The sequence below is a fragment of the Microbacterium sp. ISL-103 genome, assembly GCF_018613995.1.
In the GTDB taxonomy this organism is placed as follows: domain Bacteria; phylum Actinomycetota; class Actinomycetes; order Actinomycetales; family Microbacteriaceae; genus Microbacterium.
In genome coordinates, this window is record NZ_JAGGPD010000126.1 from 1 (window position 1) to 14,564 (window position 14,564).

General features: G+C 67.8%; 16 protein-coding genes, 1 tRNA gene and 1 pseudogene. 14 read left to right on the top strand and 4 right to left on the bottom strand.

Annotation, left to right across the window (positions count from 1 at the left end; genetic code table 11):
* On the top strand, window positions 1-433 hold a 433-nt coding region (locus J7E68_RS05495; RefSeq protein WP_215170601.1), incomplete at its 5' end, for an ATP-binding cassette domain-containing protein.
* Window positions 434-603: 170 nt separating this feature from the next.
* Here the strand turns inward: J7E68_RS05495 and J7E68_RS05500 are convergent.
* Window positions 604-1,380: a hypothetical protein gene (locus tag J7E68_RS05500; protein WP_215170603.1), complete on the bottom strand. Its 777-nt coding sequence runs from the start codon at window positions 1,378-1,380 to the stop codon at window positions 604-606.
* 126 nt (window positions 1,381-1,506) lie between these two features.
* On the opposite strand from J7E68_RS05500, the gene J7E68_RS05505 reads away from it, so the two are divergent.
* The 5 genes and pseudogenes from J7E68_RS05505 to J7E68_RS05525 all read left to right on the top strand — a co-directional run bounded on the left by J7E68_RS05505 (window position 1,507) and on the right by J7E68_RS05525 (window position 4,555).
* Complete coding sequence (locus J7E68_RS05505) at window positions 1,507-2,553, top strand: hypothetical protein (protein WP_215170605.1); 1,047 nt, start codon at window positions 1,507-1,509, stop codon at window positions 2,551-2,553.
* Window positions 2,554-2,610: 57 nt separating this feature from the next.
* Window positions 2,611-2,701: transfer RNA gene (locus tag J7E68_RS05510), tRNA-Ser, on the top strand.
* 283 nt (window positions 2,702-2,984) lie between these two features.
* Window positions 2,985-3,716 carry an SDR family NAD(P)-dependent oxidoreductase gene (locus J7E68_RS05515; RefSeq protein WP_215170607.1) on the top strand — a complete coding sequence of 244 codons (732 nt, stop codon included), beginning with the start codon at window positions 2,985-2,987 and terminating at the stop codon, window positions 3,714-3,716.
* Between the two features lie 132 nt (window positions 3,717-3,848).
* A pseudogene (locus J7E68_RS05520) lies at window positions 3,849-3,986 on the top strand (Bcr/CflA family drug resistance efflux transporter); the annotation flags it as partial.
* 152 nt (window positions 3,987-4,138) lie between these two features.
* Window positions 4,139-4,555 carry a cyclophilin-like fold protein gene (locus J7E68_RS05525; RefSeq protein WP_311416418.1) on the top strand — a complete coding sequence of 139 codons (417 nt, stop codon included), beginning with the start codon at window positions 4,139-4,141 and terminating at the stop codon, window positions 4,553-4,555.
* Window positions 4,556-4,602: 47 nt separating this feature from the next.
* Here the strand turns inward: J7E68_RS05525 and J7E68_RS05530 are convergent, their stop codons facing one another.
* Entirely contained in the window at window positions 4,603-4,797 is a 195-nt protein-coding gene (locus J7E68_RS05530; RefSeq protein WP_215170609.1) for a hypothetical protein, read from the bottom strand.
* Window positions 4,798-5,185: 388 nt separating this feature from the next.
* On the opposite strand from J7E68_RS05530, the gene J7E68_RS05535 reads away from it, so the two are divergent.
* Window positions 5,186-5,488, top strand: coding sequence for a hypothetical protein (locus tag J7E68_RS05535; RefSeq protein WP_215170611.1), 303 nt, complete (start codon window positions 5,186-5,188; stop codon window positions 5,486-5,488).
* 6 nt (window positions 5,489-5,494) lie between these two features.
* On the opposite strand, the gene J7E68_RS05540 is transcribed toward J7E68_RS05535, so the two are convergent.
* A complete protein-coding gene (locus J7E68_RS05540; protein ID WP_215170613.1) occupies window positions 5,495-7,123 on the bottom strand; it encodes an MFS transporter in 1,629 nt (542 codons plus the stop codon).
* Window positions 7,124-7,652: 529 nt separating this feature from the next.
* Between J7E68_RS05540 and J7E68_RS05545 the strand changes: the two genes are divergently transcribed.
* Window positions 7,653-9,005, top strand: coding sequence for an MFS transporter (locus J7E68_RS05545; RefSeq protein WP_215170615.1), 1,353 nt, complete (start codon window positions 7,653-7,655; stop codon window positions 9,003-9,005).
* Between the two features lie 83 nt (window positions 9,006-9,088).
* Here the strand turns inward: J7E68_RS05545 and J7E68_RS05550 are convergent, their stop codons facing one another.
* Window positions 9,089-10,099 carry a LacI family DNA-binding transcriptional regulator gene (locus J7E68_RS05550; RefSeq protein ID WP_215170617.1) on the bottom strand — a complete coding sequence of 337 codons (1,011 nt, stop codon included), beginning with the start codon at window positions 10,097-10,099 and terminating at the stop codon, window positions 9,089-9,091.
* Between the two features lie 221 nt (window positions 10,100-10,320).
* Here J7E68_RS05550 and J7E68_RS05555 point away from each other — a divergent pair, with 221 nt between their 5' ends.
* From J7E68_RS05555 to J7E68_RS05580, 6 genes are all read left to right on the top strand, one after another.
* Window positions 10,321-11,091: a 5-oxoprolinase subunit PxpA gene (locus J7E68_RS05555; protein ID WP_215170619.1), complete on the top strand. Its 771-nt coding sequence runs from the start codon at window positions 10,321-10,323 to the stop codon at window positions 11,089-11,091.
* Between the two features lie 9 nt (window positions 11,092-11,100).
* Window positions 11,101-11,811 (top strand): carboxyltransferase domain-containing protein, encoded by a 711-nt coding sequence (locus J7E68_RS05560; RefSeq protein WP_215170621.1) that lies wholly within the window; start codon window positions 11,101-11,103, stop codon window positions 11,809-11,811.
* Entirely contained in the window at window positions 11,808-12,806 is a 999-nt protein-coding gene (locus J7E68_RS05565; RefSeq protein WP_215170623.1) for a biotin-dependent carboxyltransferase family protein, read from the top strand. Before J7E68_RS05560 ends, J7E68_RS05565 begins: the two co-directional genes overlap by 4 nt.
* Complete coding sequence (locus J7E68_RS05570; RefSeq protein WP_215170625.1) at window positions 12,803-13,573, top strand: SDR family oxidoreductase; 771 nt, start codon at window positions 12,803-12,805, stop codon at window positions 13,571-13,573. The genes J7E68_RS05565 and J7E68_RS05570 overlap by 4 nt, the downstream gene beginning before the upstream one ends.
* A gap of 10 nt (window positions 13,574-13,583) precedes the next feature.
* Window positions 13,584-14,270: a 4-carboxy-4-hydroxy-2-oxoadipate aldolase/oxaloacetate decarboxylase gene (locus J7E68_RS05575; protein WP_215170627.1), complete on the top strand. Its 687-nt coding sequence runs from the start codon at window positions 13,584-13,586 to the stop codon at window positions 14,268-14,270.
* On the top strand, window positions 14,267-14,564 hold a 298-nt coding region (locus J7E68_RS05580), incomplete at its 3' end, for an aminotransferase class I/II-fold pyridoxal phosphate-dependent enzyme (RefSeq protein WP_396652485.1). The genes J7E68_RS05575 and J7E68_RS05580, both read left to right, overlap by 4 nt.

The window sequence follows — 14,564 nt, forward strand, 5'->3', positions numbered from 1 at the left end:
GCTGCGTCGCACGATCGGGCTGTGCGAGCAGAGTCCGCAGCTGTTCGACGAAGACATCCGGCAGAACCTGCTGTTCGCCAGAGACACTGCGACCGACGACGAGCTGCTCGCCGGGCTCGACCGGGTCGGCCTGGGGTCGTGGGTGCGCGAGCGCGGGGGACTCGATGCGCGGGTCGGTGATCGTGGCGGGCTCGTCTCGGGCGGCCAGGCTCAGCGGATCTCCCTGGCACGAGCGCTGCTGCGAGGCTTCCCGGTCTTGGTGCTCGACGAGCCGACCGCGGGCGTCGACCCCGATGCATCCGACGCGCTGCTGCGCGACCTGCTGCAGGCGGCGGGGGAGCAGTCCGTGCTGCTGATCTCTCACGTCGCCCCTCCGGTCGGGACCGTCGACCGGGTCGTCCGGTTGGAAGACGGGCGCACGGCCTCGGAGTAGACGGGCGATCGGTGGGTTCAGGGTGTCGTCCCCCTTCCCGTTCCCTTCCCCCTTCCCCGGGCACAGTTTCGGATGCCGGGGGCGGCGCGCCGTGGCATCCGTTCGTGCGTCCGGTGTGTCGGGTCTGGGGTCCGAAGTTGTGCCCGCAGCAGGGGAGGGGGAGCGCCGAGTCAGACGTTGAGGTCGGCGCGAGGCTCCATGACGATGCCCTGCGCCTCGAAGACGCGGCGGCGCTCTTCGATGCGGCGGTGCAGCTCGATCTGTGCGTCGTCGACGAGCTGCGGATCGAGCGCGACGGTCGCAGGCTTCGGGTCGCCGTGGTTGGCCTCGATGTAGGCGTCGAGCTCGGGGCCCGAGGTCCACGACGTGATGAGGGCGTAACGCGGGGTCGTGCCCCGGTGCCACACCGCATGCCAGAAGCGCTGGGTGTCGACGATGATGCGAGATCCCTCGCGCAGCGGCAGCCGGATCTCGGTCGCCGGATCGAACCGGTCGGAGCGCAGGAGCAGCAGCGAGTCGGTGTCGTCCGAGAGGTTGTAATAACCGCGAACGACCCAGCCGGTGCCGTCGTCGTTGAGGCGGTTGTTGTCGTCCTGGTGCAGGTTGTACACGGCATCCGCGTACTCGTTGGGCTGCAGCTCGATGACTCGGCAGCGGCCGACTCCCGCCCCGGGCTCGAGGGCGCGGCGCTGCAGGGTCGGCGCGATCGCGACCTGAGACGCGACCCACACTCCGTCTTGGTCGGTGCGGGGCGGGGTCTGGTTCCAGAATCCGTTGCATTCGATCTCGCCGGCGTAGCTCGCGAGCGGGGCGAAGCGGGTGACGCCCGACGAGCGCCAGCCGATGTAGGTGAGATCGAGCCACTCGGCGGGGTCGGATGCCTGGTCGTGGTCGTCGAGCACGACATAGCCGGTCTCTGCCAGCGCCTCTGATGTGATGAAGCCCATTGCGTCCCCTCCGTGCCTCGACTCTGCGGCACCTCCGCGACGGATGCCTTAGGCCATCCTAACCAGGGGCGCCGATGCTCGACGGGGGCACCACCGGAGAAAAGCACCCGCCGATACTCTGGACGCATGACTCAGCCGCAGGGAGCCCTCCTCGTGGGCAGCGTGAACTTCGACGACGCCGAGACAACCATCCGCACCGCCGCTGAACTGCTCGGCCCGCGGCTGCGCCGAATCCCCGACGGTGAGGTGGGCAAGCGATTCCACTGGATTATGTTCCAGCCTGACGTGCTCGGTGAGGCCGAGGGCATCGAGCGCATCGGCGACGAGCCGATCCCGTTCAAGGCAGGACTCGATGCCCGCCCGCTGCGCATCGCGGACGGGGTGGATGCTGCGAGCATCCAGCTCCCGCCGCTGGGATACGCGGATGCCGCGATCGAGTCGTACGCGATCTTCCGCCGCCTGCGCGATGAGGGCGTCGTGCCGGCAGCAACTCGCTTTCAGGTCTCGCTGCCGACCACGGTCGCCGTGGTCTCGTCGTTCTTCTTCGGCGACGACCGTGCCGCGGTCGACCCCGTCTACACCGCAGCCCTGCTCGCCGAGGTCGACCGCATTCTCGCCGCGATCCCGCACGACGACCTTGCAATCCAGTGGGACGTCGCGAGCGAGATGGGTGTCATCGAGGCGGCTCCCGCGTTCGGTCGCGTCATGGATGTCTGGTGGCAGGGCGACCCGTTCCCCGGCCTCGTCTCGCGTCTGGCGGCCTTCATCGATGCCGTGCCGACGGACGTCGAGGTCGGGGTGCACCTCTGCTACGGCGACGTCGCCGAGAAGCACTTCTTCGAGCCGACGGATGCCGCGAACCTCGTCCGCTACGCGAACGCCGTGACCGCGGCATCCGCTCGCGAGTTGACCTGGCTGCACCTGCCGGTGCCGATCTCGCGCGACGTCGAGGCGTACTACGCACCGCTCGCCGGGCTCGAGCACGACGGCGAGCTGTACCTCGGGCTCGTGCACCGCGAAGACGGGGTGGAGGGTGCGGAGCGTCGAATCGCCGTGGCCCAGCGCTTCGCGCCGGAGTTCGGCGTCGCGACCGAGTGCGGCATCGGGCGTGCTCCCGAGGGGGCGACCGAGGGCATCCTGCGCACGCACGCCGAGGTCGCCGCAGCCTGGTGATCGGGCGCTGCCGCTCTCGATTCGCGCCGTGGCGCGGGTTGTCGTAAGCTAGTCCGCGGTGACGTGTCCGAGCGGCCGAAGGTGCAACTCTCGAAAAGTTGTGTAGGGTAACCCCCTACCGTGGGTTCAAATCCCACCGTCACCGCCATGGAAACCCCCGAGAAATCGGGGGTTTTTCCGTATCCGGGGTGGGGCGTGGTGCATTTTTGGTGCATGTTTCATGCTCGGCCAGCGGGCGGACTCGTGAGCGCTCTCGGTGGTGGGGCCCGATATGGATTCACTGCCGGTCGCCCGGGGCGCCGAACGATAGCGCATCCACGGATGTGCGCATCTAGGTCGATAACGGTCCGATCGGGTGATAGCTGGTCTGAGAACCCGTTGCCCAATAGCGTGGTGCGAAAGATGAGAAGCTGAGGAGAGGCGCGATTCGCATGGCTCGCATTCTGATCACCGGTTCGACCGAGGGCATCGGCCGAGCAGCTGCGGTGTCGCTGCTGGACGACGGCCACGACATCGTCGTGCACGCGCGCAACGATGGTCGTCTGGAAGTGTTGGACGAGCTCGTCTCACGCGGCGCCAGACCTATCGTGGGCGATCTCGCCGACCCCGACCAGGTCGGTGACCTGGGCGATCAGGCCGCTGGGATGGGCCCCTTAGATGCGGTGATCCACAACGCAGGCGTGATCGACGGCGCGGCTCTGCTGCCCGTCAATGTGGTCGCTCCCTATCTGCTCACGGAGTCGGTGAGAGCCACGCGCCTCATCTACCTCTCCAGCAGTATGCATCGGGGTGGCCGCCCCGATGTCGGCGACGCTGACTGGAGCGGCGGGTCGAAGACCGTCTCCTATTCCGACAGCAAGCTCCTCGTCACAGTGCTCATGGCGGCAGTGGCTCGGCGCCGGCCGGATGTCGTGTCTCACGCCGTCGACCCGGGGTGGGTCCCCACGAGGATGGGCGGGCCGTCGGCGAGCGATGACCTGGCTCTCGGACATGTGACGCAGGCATGGCTCGCGACGACGAACGATCTGTCTGCTCTCGTCTCCGGGGGGTATTGGCATCACCAACGGCGTCAGACGCCGCACCCCGCGGTGAATGACGAGGCGTTTCAGGACGAGCTGCTGGCTGCGCTGGCCGAGCACACCGGCGTGACGCTGACGCCATGACGTGCGGTCGCCGACGAGCGACCCTTCGCTTCGACGCCGACATGAAGTCAGTAGGCGCGCCGCACCTCTGACGGGTGCCCTGCCAATACACCCTTCGATAGAGACTCCTATGTGCCTCGGCGGGGGCGCACGATGGACGCATGCCTGCCGCCTCGACAAGTCCCGAGCGTCACCCGCGGTCTGCTGCCGTCAGTGCTCCTGCTTCTGACGGTGTTCGGGCCGATCTCGATGGACCTCTACCTTCCGGCCCTGCCGGCGTTGATCGAGGAGCCCACTCCCGTCGCGTGATCGAGAGCAACGTGTCCAGGCCGCGCAGATCTCTCGCGTTCGCCGCAGTCGCCATGCTGGGGTGTGTCGTCACCGCGTGCGCCCCGACGCCGGTCGCCTCACCCGATACCTCGCCTACTCCGACCGCCAGCCACGTGGCAGCTCCTGACCCACCCGCGACGACGGCTGTCCCCGAACCGGAACAGGTCGTCGGCACGATCGTTCGGTTCACGTCCGATCGCACCAGCGTCGATGTGACGATCGGAGAAGACAGTCCCGGCGTCCGTGACTTCCTCTCGATGCTGCCGCTCGAGCTGACGGTCGAGGAGTTCGCCGGTGCGGAGAAGATCGCCTACCTGCCGCGCGAGCTGAACCATGAGGGCTCACCCGGCTCCGACCCGGAAGACGGTGACCTCATCTATTACACGTCGTGGGGCAACCTCGGGTTCTACTACGACGCGACCGGAATCGGATACTCCGATGCCACCCTCCACCTCGGCACCTACTCCGCCACCGAGGAGCAGCTGTCGCTCCTCGAGGGCATCCCGGTGACGATCGCTATCGTCGACTGACACCTCACCGGAAGCGTCCGCAAGGCGTCACCTCCTGCGCCGAGCCGCTACTTCGCCTGACGCCTGACCAGCCACGCGATCGTCGCCACGAGGATCCCGAGGAACAATCCGCCGCTGATGCCGAATCCGACCCCGATGGGTTCGACGAACATTCCGACCAGCACCCCGACGAACACGCCGGCCAGCACCCCGATCGTGATGTATTTCACCATGCCTGCATCGGTCGCCCCGGGGTCGCTCATGCTCCTCAGTGTGCACGACCGTTCCTCAGCGCACCAGGGCGCCGAGTGGACGCAGATGATGAAATCTCGCGATCAACCGCATGATTCGTACGGCGGCTCGTCGAGGGTCGTCACCGTCACTGCCCAGATGATGTCGGTTCCGGCCATGTAGGTCACAGGATTCCCTGGTCCCCGGGCGTCGTAATGTGGAGCGATGGACACTCGCATCCGCGCCCTCACGGTCGTTCCGGTCTGTCTGGTCGTTCTTGCCTCTGTGGTCACCGGCTGTACTTCGAGCGCAGCGCCGGAGCCGGTCGCACCAGCAACGACATCCGCATCGACGCCATCGGCGACGACAGCGCCTCCCGCGGGAGGATTCGCCTATCCCGATAAGACAGACCCCACTCAGGTGGCCATCGCTCTCAAGTACGGGGAAGGCAACGACCCCTCGGGCGAGATCATCGCGGGCCCCGCTGCGCTCGTCGAGGACCGACAGTTCACCATCGAGGGGCGGTGCGAGGGAGACGGCGTCGGGTTCGAAGTGGTGACCGCCGATGCCGAGAGGCGGGTACTCGCCGAGGGGGACTTCAGATGCGACGATCCGCCGACCGGCGAGTTCTCGTATCGGCTGCAGTACGCCGGTGTGGTGCAGGTGAACCTCCTGGATGCTGATGACGTCGATCGGGCATGGGTGCGCGTCGTTCAGCCCTGAGCCCGTTCAGTGCTGAGGTCGGGATCTCCTGCGCGGCGGCGAGGACTCGGGAAAGTAGTGCACCTCTCTGGGTTCGCCGTCGGTGTGCGCCCGGGTGGCCGCCTGTATCTCACGATCGCGACCGGTCAGTCTCTGGGTCTGCTGCCGTCGGTACTCGCCCCAGGAGGGGACCATGAAGGACTCGAGCAGCAGGTCCTGCTCTTCGCCGCTGCGGAGGAGCGTCCATCGGTACCCGCCGGTTCGCCGCCGCGAACTCTCCACCAGTCGCATGGATTCTCGGAACGTGTCGATGCTGTCGGGTCGCACGGTGTAGATGATCTGCACGAGAACGGGGCCGTCGGTCGGCTGCGGGTCGAGGACGAGGGTCGGGGTGGGCCACGACATCGAGACGGTCCGGTCGACGGTGCCGGTGCCCGGCAGAAGCGGCAGCCACATCACACTGGCTGCGATGACGACGAGCAGCGCCGCGGCCACGGCCAGCGATGTCGCCGTGCCGACTGCTCCGGCCAGGGCGCCCCAGCCGAACGACCCGACGGCCATCGTTCCCATGAAGACGAGGATGTAGATCGATGCTCCTCGCGATCGCACCCACTGCGGGAGAGTCAGTTGCAGTGCGGCGTTCAGCACGGTGAGCGTGCCGATCCAGGCGACCCCGGCGAGAACGAGCAGCAGCAGCAGGGGGACGAACGGCAGCCATGCCGCGGCGAGCGTGCCGGCGGCGAACAGCAGAGCGCTCGCCGCGATCACCGCGTTGTCCGAGAACCTCTTCCGGGCGATGGGCAGAACGAAGATACCGAGCACGGCGCCGGCACCGAGGGCGCCGAGAAGGAGGCCGTAGCCACTCGAGGTGAGGTCGAGTCGGCTGGCGGTGACAGGAAGCAGCGCCCACAGAGCGCTGGCAGGTAGGGCGAAGAGGGCCGATCTCAGAAGGATGCGTCGCACGAGGTGGGCGGATGTGACGTACCGAACGCCTGCACGTAGCGCGGCCATGAATGGTTCCCTGTCATCGAGCCCGCTCTGCGGCGGCCGCTGCCACCACACGAGCGCGACGACTGCTCCGATGAAGCTGAGCGCGTTGATGCCGAAGACCACGGGTGCGCCGAACAGCGACAGCAGCACTCCGGCAAGCGCGGGGCCGACGGCGCGGGCGCCATTCACCGTGACGCCGCCGAGCGCCGAGGACGCACCGATGAGCGGACGCGGCACGAGTTCCGGTTGGATCGCCTGCCAGGCCGGAGACGTCAGTGTGGAGGTGATCCCGAGTAGGAACGTGAAGCCGAGGATCGTCCACGGAGTGAGGTCGTTCAGGAAGGCGATCACGGTCAACGCTGTGGCGATCACCGCGCTCGCCACCGAACCCCAGATCAGCAGTCTGCGGCGATCTAGGGAATCGGCGAGCACCCCCGCAGGGAGGGAGAACAGCAGGGCCGGGGCCAGACTCGCTGTCTGCACGAGCGCGATGATCGTCGCTCCGGCTGCGGCGTCGACGAGATACCACTGCGCGCCGACGGTCTGCATCCAGGTGCCGATGTTGCTTCCCAGTTGCGCGAACCACAGCACCCGAAACGCCGGGATCGCCAACGGTGCCCATGCGGATACGGGGCCGGATCTCGGCGCGTCGGCTGAGGAAGTCATCCGTGAGCGTCCGCTGCCTCGGAGCCGAGGACCTCTCGCACCGCGAACAGGCGGGTGGCGACCAGCAGGTCCTCTGACATATCCGGCTGTCCTTCCGCAGAGAGCATCGGGCCTGGCGGCTCGATGCAGATCGTATAACCGTCGATCGCAGGATGACGTCGATCGGTCGTTTTTTCGACAATCGTCGGAAGGCCGGCAGCCGGCGGTCCGTTGCGCGGTCGAGCAGCCTCAGCCCCACGCATCCATCGACGGCCCAGCCGAGCAGTCGCGTGAGCTGGATCGTCGCTCTGGCAAATCGCGTGGCACGGATCGGTGAAAAGGAGTACTTCGCATCGAGAATTCCGCGGCTGCCTCGCGAGAATATGGCAAATCTGTGGCACATTGCTTGCTCGCCCGCCATGTCGATACCTACAGTTCGAGCAAGCGAGCGAGACCGCCGCCCACGAGAACCCGACCAGCGGTACCGCACAGCGGACGACGGCGAATATCCCGATCGCCACACCGCTGCGGAACCGCCGATGGAGGCGACATGACGACCACTTCTGTACCCAAGAAGACGCCCGCGAAGGCGGCGATCGCGTCCTGGATCGGCACGACGCTGGAGTACTACGACTTCGCGGTCTACGGCACTGCCGCGGCGCTCGTGCTCAACCAGCTGTTCTTCCCGCCGGAGCTGCCCGAAGGCATCCGCGTGCTGCTGAGTATGGCGACCCTCGCCGTGGGGTATGTCGTGCGCCCGCTGGGGGCCTTCATCCTCGGCCCGCTCGCTGACCGCTTCGGCCGCAAGTTCGTGATGATGCTGACGCTCTTCGGCATCGGCATCTGCACGTTCATCATCGGCTGCCTGCCGACGTTCGAACAGGTCGGCGTCCTCGCTCCGATCCTGCTGGTGGTGATCCGCATCATCCAAGGCCTGTCGGTGTCGGGTGAGCAGGCGAGCGCGATCTCGATGAGCCTCGAGCATGCCCCAGACAACCGCCGAGGATTCACCACGAGCTTCGTGACGAGCGGATCCGCCTCCGGTGGTCTACTGGCGACTGCGGTGTTCATCCCGTTCGCCGCGCTGCCTCAGGAAGACCTGCTCGGCTGGGCCTGGCGCATCCCGTTCTGGCTCTCGGCCGTCGTGGTCGTGGTCGCGTACCTGATCCGTCGCAACCTCGAAGAGCCGCCGTCCTTCGTCGAGACCCAGGCGATCAAGGTGCAGCTCGCACCGATCAAGCAGGTCACCCGCTTCCACTGGGTCGCGATCATCCGTGTCGCCGCCTGCGCCATGATCGCCGGTGTCAGCTACCTGTTCGCCACGTTCTCGGTGGCGTTCGCGACAACGGGGTACGGACTCGACAAGGCGACCATGCTGTGGGTGCCGGTGCTGGCAAGCCTTCTCGCTCTGCTCTACACGCCGCTCGCCGGATACGTCTCCGACCTCATCGGTCGCAAGACCGTCTTCATCGTCGGAGCGGTCGGTGCGGGCCTGACCACCGTGCCCTACCTCTGGGCGATCACACAGGGCGACTGGCCGTTGATCTTCGTGCTCGGCATCCTGTGCAACGGCTTCTTCTACTCCACCGCGAACGCGGCCTGGCCGGCCTTCTTCGCCGAGATGTTCCCGAACCGGGTGCGCGTCTCTGGCCTCGCCGTCGGCACGCAGATCGGCTTCGCGATCGCCGGAGCGATCGGCCCTGTCGCCTCGACGGCGCTCGCTGGAGAGGATCTGCAGAACTGGATCGGACCGGCCTTCCTCGGCATCGGTCTGATGCTCATCGCGGTGATCGCGGCGCTGACAGCCACCGAGACCCGTCGCTACACGCTCGACGAGGTCGACGACGTGCAGCAGACGCAGAAGGAGAAGGATGCCGTCACGGCGTCGATCCTGATCCCGTAACACCGACCACCGTGAAGGACCCCGGATGCTGACGGCATCCGGGGTCCTTTGCCCGTCTGGCTCCTGCCTCGCCGCCGCCGGTGTCAGCTCCGCAGCGGACCCGTCGAGGACCGCACGGTCAGGTGCGCCGAGATGTGATCGATGCGGTCGGAGCGGTCGCGCGAGGAGAACCGGCCGATGAGCATGTCGACGGCGGCACGGCCGGCGCTCTCACCGGGCGAGGTGACAGTGGTGAGCGGCGGATGCGAGAACGAGGAGCCGAAGATGTCGTCGCACCCGACCACGCTGAGGTCGTCGGGGATCGAGACGCGGAGCTGCCGGAAGCGATCGAGCGCTCCGATCGCCAGCACGTCGTTGAAGAAGATGCAGGCAGTGGCGCGGGTGAGCACGACGGCATCGGCAGCTGCCGCCCCGTTCGCGAGCGTCGGCTGATATCGACCGACCGTGACGAGGTCGACGCCTCTTTCGTCGGCGGCTGCGGTGATCGCATCGAATCGCGTGTGGTCGGTCCATGACCCGTGAGGTCCACGGACGTACGCGATGCGCGTGTGGCCGAGCGAGTTCAGATAAAGCACGGCCTGGGCGAGCCCCGCCGGGGTGTCGATCACCACGCCGGACAGCCCGGGGGCTGCCCTGTTGATCATCACGGTCGGTGCGATCTGCGAGATGGCGCGCAGCGCCTCGTCGTCGATCCGAGGGGACGACACGACGATTCCGTCGACCGTTCGTGCCATCTCCCGCAGCCACTGCTCTTCCATCGGGAGCGACTCCTCGGTGCTGACGAGCAGATGCAGATAGCTGGCTGCGCGGATCTGCGCCTGCGCGCCGCGCGTCACGTCGAGGTTGAACGGGTTGGTGAGGTTCGGGAGGACGAGTGCGATGGTGCCGCGGGCGAGACGGTTCTCGGCGGCGGGGAGGAGCGCCGAGGTGTAGCCCATCTCCTGCGCCTTGCTCGTGATGCGTTCGTACATCGCCGGGCTCACCCGGTTCGGATTCGACAGGGCGCGCGACACCGTCGACGGTGCGACGCCGAGAGCCTCGGCGATCTCGGTGAGAGTGACGCGACGCTGGACTCGGCGTGCGGGAACGACCATGGGTTTCCTCCTGCGGATGCGCGTGTCGACGACACTACCGAACAGGCGCCGTCGGGGAAAGGCAAATGGCAAGGAATTTGCCAAAGTGAGGACGCCGATACCCCGCGAATACAGGAACTTAGCGAGATTTTCGGCACGGAAGTGGCATGAGTTGAGGACTCCTGATGTCGTCCGTCCTAGCCTGATTCCCACAGCGGAATCGATGAGGAGAGGAGCTGGCGATGACACGCAGGATCGATCTGGTCGAAGATCTCGGCGAGGGCTTCGGACCATGGCGGATGGGCGATGACGCGGCTCTTCTCGACATCCTCACCTCGGCGAACATCGCCTGCGGCTTCCACGCGGGCGACTCCCAGATCATGGACGAGACGGTGCGTGCCTGCGTGCAGCGCGGTGTCGGAATCGGCGCACATCCGTCGTTCCCCGACCTGCAGGGCTTCGGGCGGCGCGAGATGGCGTTGACGGCCGACGAGGTGCGCACCGACGTCCTCTACCAGTTCGGTGCACTGCAGGCCTTCGCGGCATTCCATGGCACGACGGTGACTCACATCGCCCCGCACGGGCGTCTCGGCAACCTCGTCGCGGTGCGCGAGGACTACGCGGAGGCCGTCGCCACTGCGGCGCAGCGCATCGACCCCGAGCTCATCGTCCTCGCGCAGGACGGCAGACTCGCCGACGCCGCGCGGGCGGCCGGGCTCCGCGTCGGCATCGTCGGCATCGCCGATCGGGCGTACGAGGATGACGGCACTCTGGTGCCCCGGACCGAGCCGGGTGCCGTGATCCACGGCGGCGAGGAGATCCGGCGCCGCACGGTGCGGATGGTCGTCGACGGGGTGATCGAGAGCCGCAACGGCGTGCTGATCCCGGTCGTATGCGACACGGTGCTCGTGCACGGCGACACGGCCGGCGCGGTCGACCTCGCCCGCGGGATCCGCGAAGGCCTCGAAGATTCCGGTGTCGAGATCGCGCCTCTCGCGGACTGGTTGGAGTGAGGAGACGCCATGTCAGAGGCATCCGTCGTCGTCTCACCCAGCGGCAACTCCGCGCTGCGCGTGGTCAGCGTCCTGGCCGACCGCGAGGCCGGGTGGCGTCTCGTCCATCACCTCGCGCGCTTCGTGGACGCGGCCCACGTGCCCGGTGTCGAGTGCGTGATCCCCACCTATGACGCCGCATTGATCGAGATCGATCCGGCGGAGGTGTCGCTCGACCGACTCGGCGACTACCTCGCCCATGTGATCGAGGGACTCGACCACGATCGTCCGCTCACCGACACCCCGCGCACGTTCGACGTGCCCGTGCTGTACGACCTCGACGGCGAGCTCGACCTGCAGACGGTCGCCGCGGCGCAGAGTCTCAGCGCGGAGGAGATCGTGCGTCTGCACAGCGAGCCCACCTACGTCGTGCGGTGTCTCGGCGCTCCCGGTGGGTCGCCGATGCTCGACGGTCCTCCCTTCCCCAACCCGGTGCCGCGTCTCGCGAGTCCCCGCGCGCATGTCCCGCAGGGCGTCGTGTCGGTGGCCGGCCGTCAGGCGACGATCACCCCCGCCGCAGCGCCCGGCGGCTGGCCGTTGATCGGCCGCACGCCCCTGACGGTCCTCGACCTCGATGCCGAGCCGTTTGTGCCCTACGAGCCGGGCGACCTCATCCGGTTCACTCCCATCGGCCCCGACGAGTACGAGTCGCTGCTCGGAACGCGGATGGTGGCGCGATGAGCGCCGGCATCCTGACCATTGTCGAGGCCGGCTCCACACACGTCACCGATCTCGGCCGCCGACGCGGCCCGCGCTACGGCGTTCCGGTGAACGGCGCCCTCGACCAGCGATCGGCGCGGATCGCGAACATCCTCGTCGGCAATCCCGAGAACGCGGCGCTGCTCGAGATCACGGCGCTCGACCTCGAGTTCGTCGCAGATATCGACATCCTGATCGCGGTCACCGGCGCCGACGGGCATCTCACGATCGACGGAGTCGGGCGGCCCAGCGGCCAGCCGGTGTCGGTTCGTGCGGGGGAGGCGGTCGCGCTGCGGCAGCTGCAGGGCGGGCTGCGTGCCTACCTCTCCGTGCGTGGCTCCTTCGACGTCCCCCTGCTGCTGGGCAGCTGCGCGCCGGACTCGGTCCTCGGATTCGGCGGGAGACTCGCGGCCGGGGCGACGCTCGATCTGCGTCAGGCGACGTCGCCGCTCTTCAACGATCACTTCAGCGCGGAGCTGTACAGCCTCGACGTGCCGCGGATCCCCGCAGGGTTCGTCGTCGACGTCACGGACGGCCCCGACATCGACGACTTCGCAGGCACGGCGGATCGCCTCTTCGAGCAGCCGTACCTCGTCACCCCGACGAGCAACCACATCGGACTGCGGATGACGGGGCCCCTGCCCGAACGCATCAGCCGCGGCGAGGTGCTCTCGCGGGGAGTTCCGGTGGGGGCGGTCGAGGTGCCGCCCGGAGACGAGCTGCTCGTCCTGCACCGGGGCCGTGGGGTCACCGCCGGATACCCCGTGCTTGCCGTCGTGACCTCGAGTTCGCTCGACGTGCTCGCCCAGGTGCGCCCGGGCCAGAGGCTGCGGTTCCGCCGCGTCTCGTCGGCGGAGGCCGCTGCGCGCACCCGTGCTGACCTCGTCGCCCTCGATGCTCTCCGTCTTCGTGTCGGAGCCGTGTTCGCGGCTCTCGACGCGCTCTCCCTGTCAACCACCGGAAGGACCCTGCTATGACTTTCTCCGACTACGAAGTAGCCGTCGTCACCGGCGCCACCAGCGGCGTCGGGCGAGGGGCGATCGACCTCTTCCTCTCGAAGGGGCTCACCGTTCACGCGATCGCGCGCGACGAGAAGCGGCTCGCAGAGCTCGCAGATAGGGGGGTCATCGCCCACGCACTGGATGTGCGGGACACGGATGCCCTCACCCGTGCGCTCGAGGGTGTGGAGGCCGACATCGTGCTGAACAGCGCAGGTGTCAGCCGCGCGGGCAACCTGCTGAGCTCCTCCGCCGAGGATCTGGACGACCTGGTCGAGGTGAACCTCACCGCGGTGATGCAGATCCTGCGTCTGCTGTACCCCGGGATGGTGGAGCGGGATCGCGGCCATGTGCTCAACATCTCCTCGATCGCCGGGCACTACAACTTCTTCGGCCACACCGCCTATCACGCGACCAAGGCGGCCGTTCATCAGCTCTCGCGTCAGCTCCGCAACGACGCACTGGGCAAGCGGGTGCGGGTCACCGAGCTCAGCCCCGGCCGCATCGAGACCGAGATCTTCTCACGCAACCTCGGTGGAACCCCCGAGACGGATGCCGAGGCCTGGGCGACCTACTACGAGGGCTTCGAGTCGCTCACCGTCGACGACGTCGTCTCGGCGATCGAGTTCGCGGTCGACGCGCCGTCGCACGTCAACATCGGACTCGTCGAGCTGATGCCCACCTTCCAGGTGCCGGGAGGTCTCACCTTCGACCGCCGCGACGCCGCACTCCAGGCTGCAGAGTAAGGACACCACCATGGTTCACGTCACCACCCGTATCGAGCGCGCCGACGCCGCCGACATCGCCCGCCTCGGCGAGTTCACCGCCGCGACCATCCACGAGGCACAGGGCCGCCGCGGCGCCCTGAATGCGAACATCAAGCCCATCGACCGCGACACGTCGTTCGTCGGCTCGGCCTTCACGGTCGTGTGCGCTCCGCGCGACAACCTCATGCTCCAGGTCGCCATCCACTACGCGCAGCCGGGAGACGTGCTCATCGTATCGGCGGGCGAGTTCGCCGAGGCGGGCATGTTCGGCGATGTGCTCGGCAACGCCTGCAAGGCGAAGGGCATCGCGGCTCTCGTGACCGATGCCGGGGTGCGTGACACGCAGGAGCTGCGCGAGCTCGGACTCCCGGTCTTCTCGGGGAGCGTGTCGATCAAGGGCACGGTGAAGGAGACCCTCGGCGCCCTCAACCAGCCGGTCGTCTTCGCCGGCGAGATCATCCACCCAGGCGACATCGTCAAGGGAGACGCCGACGGCGTCGTCGTCGTCCGGCGGGAGGAGGCGCGGGAGGCCGCCGAGCTGTCGGCCACCCGGGATGCCCACGAGGCCGAACTGATCACGAAGTACTGGGCCGGCGGCACCACGATCGAGCTCTGCAACCTCTCCGAGGTGCTGAAGGCGAAGGGTCTCACGTCCGACATCGAGGACCCGTCATGACCGACGTGATCGCGTCGTCGTTCCGCGCGGCGGAGCGCCTCGGCCGTATCAAGCCCTCGCCGAGCACCGCCGCGGCGGCGCGGGTGCGCGAGCTGAAGTCGCAGGGGCGCCGCATCCTCGACCTGACCGTCGGCGAGCCGGACTTCGACACTCCCGAGCACATCAAGCAGGCGGCGATCGCCGCGATCGACGCGGGCGAGACGAAGTACACCCCGGTCAACGGCACGCCGCGCCTTCGCCAGGCGATCGGCGGGTCGCTGCGGCGCACGCACGGGATCGAGTACTCCGACGCCG